Genomic DNA, 3,738 nt, shown 5'->3' with positions numbered 1-3,738 from the left:
GGCCACCACCCGCGTCACCGCACGTCGGGCCGGCCCGCCGCGGCCGCTCCCGGCGGGGTTCCTCGGCCTCAACGGGAACAACACCGCCCGCCGGCTCGCCTGGGACCGGGCGGACCTCGGCGCCGCGCTCGAGGCCCTCGGCCCCGGGAGCCTGCGCTACCCGGGCGGGACCATCGGCAACTACTGGGACTGGCGGCGAGGCTGGTTCCAGCGGCACGGCCCGTGGCCGGGCCAGACGGTGGACGGCACGGTCATCGCCCGCTTCGACAACTCCCTCACGCCGTACGCCGTTGCGTTGCGCCGCAGCGGGGCGGAGGCGGTGTTCATGCTCAACCTGCTCACCGCCGAGGGCCGGGTGTCACGTCCTGCGGCGAGCGCGCGGCTGCTCGCCGACCAGATCGCCTTCCTCCAGCGAGCGGCAGAGGCGGGGATCGCGGTGAACCGGATCGAGCTCGGCAACGAGTTCTACCTCGGCCGGCCCAACGCCCCGGACTACCCGCGCCGGTTCGCCACGGCCAGGGAGTACGCGCGCGAGGCCTCGAGGTGGGCCGCGGAGCTGCGCACGGCGTTCCCGGACGCCGGGATCGCCGCGGTCGCCACCCATGCCGGCGGCACCTCTGGGCGGAGGACCCGCTGGAACACCGGGCTGCTCGCCGAGCTCACCGGCGTGGACGCGGTCACCATGCACCCCTACATCCCCGTCACCGGCCGGCGGGCCCAGCGCGGCTTCCAGGCTCTGCTGGCCCTGCCGCAGGTCTGCGCCGAGCGGTTGGCGCAGGGGTCACTGTCGGCGACGCGGGGGCTGGACGTGTGGGTCACCGAGTTCAACCTCTTCGACCGTACGCCGGACCGCCGGGTGGCCGGGACCTGGGCGCACGGTCTGATGGTCGCGGCGTACGCGTTGCTCCTGGCCCAGCAGCCCGCCATCACCCTGCTGCAGCTGCACAACGTCGTCGGGGACGCGACGATGGGCGTGCTGTTCGACTCGACGCGCGGGTTCGGCCCTCGCGGGCCCCGCACCGTGCGTCTCGCCCGCTCCGCGGTGGGCACCACCTACGGCAGCATCCTGGAGGCGGCACGGGGAGCGAGCAGCGGCCAGCCACTCGGGTTCTCCGGCGGGCCGATCCTGGCACCGGGGAACCCGGGGCTGGTCGGGACGCACTTCTCCGGCGCCGGCAGGCAGCAGGCGGTCGTGGTGAACCTCTCGCCCGACGCGGTGTCGCTGGATGTCGGCGGGGTCCTGGCCGGACCGGTCGACTGGTCGCACACCCGCGCCGCCGGCCTGGCGACCCGAGTCACCGGGCCCGCCGACCTCAACGTCGCCCACGGCACGTCCGACGGCGTGGTGCCCCTGCCGCGGCATTCGGTGGTGAGCGTGCGCGGGGCCTAGCATCCCGGGGTGGACGTGCAGGTGCTGGACCAGGAGACGTGGCAGGCTCTCGGCGCCGCCCACCAGCGCCGGGTCGACCGCTACCTGCAGCCGCATCTGGCCCGCCGGCGGGCGGGCCAGCCACACCCCGTCCACGACTTCCTGTTCACCTACTACTCCCAGCGCCCGGCCGCGCTGCGACGGTGGCACCCGGGCTACGGGGTCGCGCTCGCAGGACCCGCCGCCGCGGCGTACTCCTCGCTGAAGGGGTACGCCGGCCTTCCGCACCCCAGCGCCGGCGAGGTGGTCGGCGTGGACCCGGCGTACGTCGCGACCCAACGCCCGCTGGTCGCCCGCACCCGGGAGCTGCTGGCGGCCACCGCCGCGCGACCGGGCAACTTCGGCTGCTTCGGGCTGCACGAGTGGGCCATGGTCTACCGGATGCGCGAGGACCAGACCCGGCACGCGGCCTGGCCGCTGCGGCTCGGCCACGAGGGGACCGACCGGGTCGTGGAGACCCAGCGCATCTGCTGCTCGCACTTCGACGCCTACCGCTTCTTCACCCCGCCGGCGCGCCCGCTCAACACGCTCCGCCCCGGCCCCGGCGACCGGGCGGCCTTCGAGCAGCCCTCGTGCCTGCACGCGACCATGGACCTCTACAAGCACGCCTACCGGCTGACCCCGATGGTCGGCTCCGACCTGGTCGCGGACTGCTTCGAGCTCGCCTGGGAGGTGCGCGAGCTCGACATGCGGGCCTCGCCGTACGACCTGAGCGACCTGGGGTTCCAGCCGGTGCGGATCGAGACCCCCGACGGACGGCGGGAGTACGCCGACCGGCAGCGGGCCTTCACGGAGCGGGCCGCACCCCTGCGCGAACGCCTGGTGGACCGGTGCGACCGGCTGCTCGCCGCGGAACCCGGGTAGTCCTCCAGGGGATCAGTACTCCACCCGGCGCGCGGTGTCGCCGTCGCGGGTGGTGAGCACGTCGAAGCCCTTGCCGCCGTCGACGTCGTCCTTGCCCGAACCCCCGCCCACGGCGTCGTTCCCGGCTCCCCCGGACACGGCGTCCGAGCCGGCCCCACCGTTGACCCGGTCCGAGCCGGCCCCACCCGCGGCGCAGTCCCGGCCCCCGCCGCCGCGCACCACGTCGTCGCCGCCCCCGCCTCGGAGGGTGTCGTCGCCCCCACGGCCGGTGATCGTGTCGTCGCCACCCAGCCCGGTGATCACGTCGTCGCCCGGGGTCCCCTCGAGGGTGTCGTCCCCGGGCGTGCCGGTGATCACGGTGCCGGTGGTCGTGCAGCCCTCGCCGTCGCTCGCGGCGGACCCCGGCGCCGCGGCGCCGAGCAGCCCCGCCGACACGAGCGCGAGGGTGAGGACGAGAGTGCCGGGGAGCCGGCCTGGCTGCTGCTGGTGCGTGGTCATCTGCTTTCTCCTGTCGGTGTGGGTCAGCGCCCGCTCGCCACGGGGCGGGCGGGTCTGGGGGTGGTGGGGTGGAGCAGGTCGGGGTCGGGCACCGGTGCCTCGATCTCCCGCATCGCCTCGGTCCACCGGGCGAACGCCCGGCGCGCCTCGCCGTACCGTCCGGCACGGACCAGGCTGCGGACCCGGAGCCGGTGCGCCTGCTCGTCGTACGGGTCCTCCGCCAGGAGCCGGACCAGCAGCGCCTGGACGTCCACGGGTCGGCGCGCGTCTGGAGGCAGGGACACCAGTCGCCGGGCCGAGCCGATCCACGCCGCCCGGGCCTCCTCGCGCAGCGCGTCGGCCCACGGCTCGTACGGCTCGTCCTCGAACGCGGCCCCCCGGTAGGTGCGGTCCAGGTGCACGAGGACCTCCCGGGCACGGGTGAGGTCCCCCTCCTCGAGCAGCTCAGCCGCCTGGCCGGACTCCCGGACGAGATCCTCTGCGTCGAGGGCCACGTGGCGCAGGTCGAGCCACAGCCCGCTCTGGTCGGACGCGACGTGGTGCTCCGGGGCGCGCCGCCGGTCGGGGTCCAGAACGCCGCGGACGGTCGTGAGCAGCACCGAGAGCCGGTGGCCGGTCCGGGCCGGGTCGTCGTCGGGCCACAGCAGCTCGCACACCGCGCTGCGGGTGAGCGGCCGGCCGCGTCGCGCCGCGAGGAGCTTGACCAGCGTGCGCGCCTGACGGGAGCGCCAGGCCGTGACCGGTACCGGGGCCCCGTCCACGGTCACCGTGAAGCCGCCGAGCACCTCGATGCGCACGCGCGGCTCGCTCGCAAGGGCGGTCAACGGCCTCCCCTCCAACCGGACGACCCCGAGCCGCTCGAGGGTCCTGGCCGCCTCACGTGCCCGCGAGCGGGCCGCCGCGTCGCTGCCCTCGACCCACCCCAGCCGCACCCGCACCCGGGCCGC

General features: G+C 75.7%; 4 protein-coding genes. 2 read left to right on the top strand and 2 right to left on the bottom strand.

The genetic code is table 11. The features are described 5' to 3' along the window. Positions 1-1,390 (top strand): hypothetical protein (locus PLP61_RS15700; protein WP_324503694.1); only part of this gene is annotated, 1,390 nt, incomplete at its 5' end. A 9-nt stretch (positions 1,391-1,399) separates the two neighbouring features. Beyond that, positions 1,400-2,293 (top strand): 3-methyladenine DNA glycosylase, encoded by an 894-nt coding sequence (locus tag PLP61_RS15695; RefSeq protein WP_324503693.1) that lies wholly within the window; start codon positions 1,400-1,402, stop codon positions 2,291-2,293. A 12-nt stretch (positions 2,294-2,305) separates the two neighbouring features. Here the strand turns inward: PLP61_RS15695 and PLP61_RS15690 are convergent, their stop codons facing one another. Together PLP61_RS15690 and PLP61_RS15685 are read right to left on the bottom strand one after the other, a co-directional pair. Then, the gene (locus PLP61_RS15690) at positions 2,306-2,791 is read right to left on the bottom strand and encodes a calcium-binding protein (RefSeq protein ID WP_324503692.1); all 486 of its coding nucleotides are present in this window, start codon (positions 2,789-2,791) and stop codon (positions 2,306-2,308) included. Positions 2,792-2,814: 23 nt separating this feature from the next. Next, the coding region (locus PLP61_RS15685) for an AfsR/SARP family transcriptional regulator (RefSeq protein WP_324503691.1) at positions 2,815-3,738 on the bottom strand (924 nt) is incomplete at its 5' end.

The sequence above is a fragment of the Nocardioides sp. genome, assembly GCF_035429765.1.
In the GTDB taxonomy this organism is placed as follows: Bacteria; Actinomycetota; Actinomycetes; order Propionibacteriales; family Nocardioidaceae; genus Nocardioides.
This window is presented reverse-complemented; position numbering and strand designations above follow the sequence as displayed.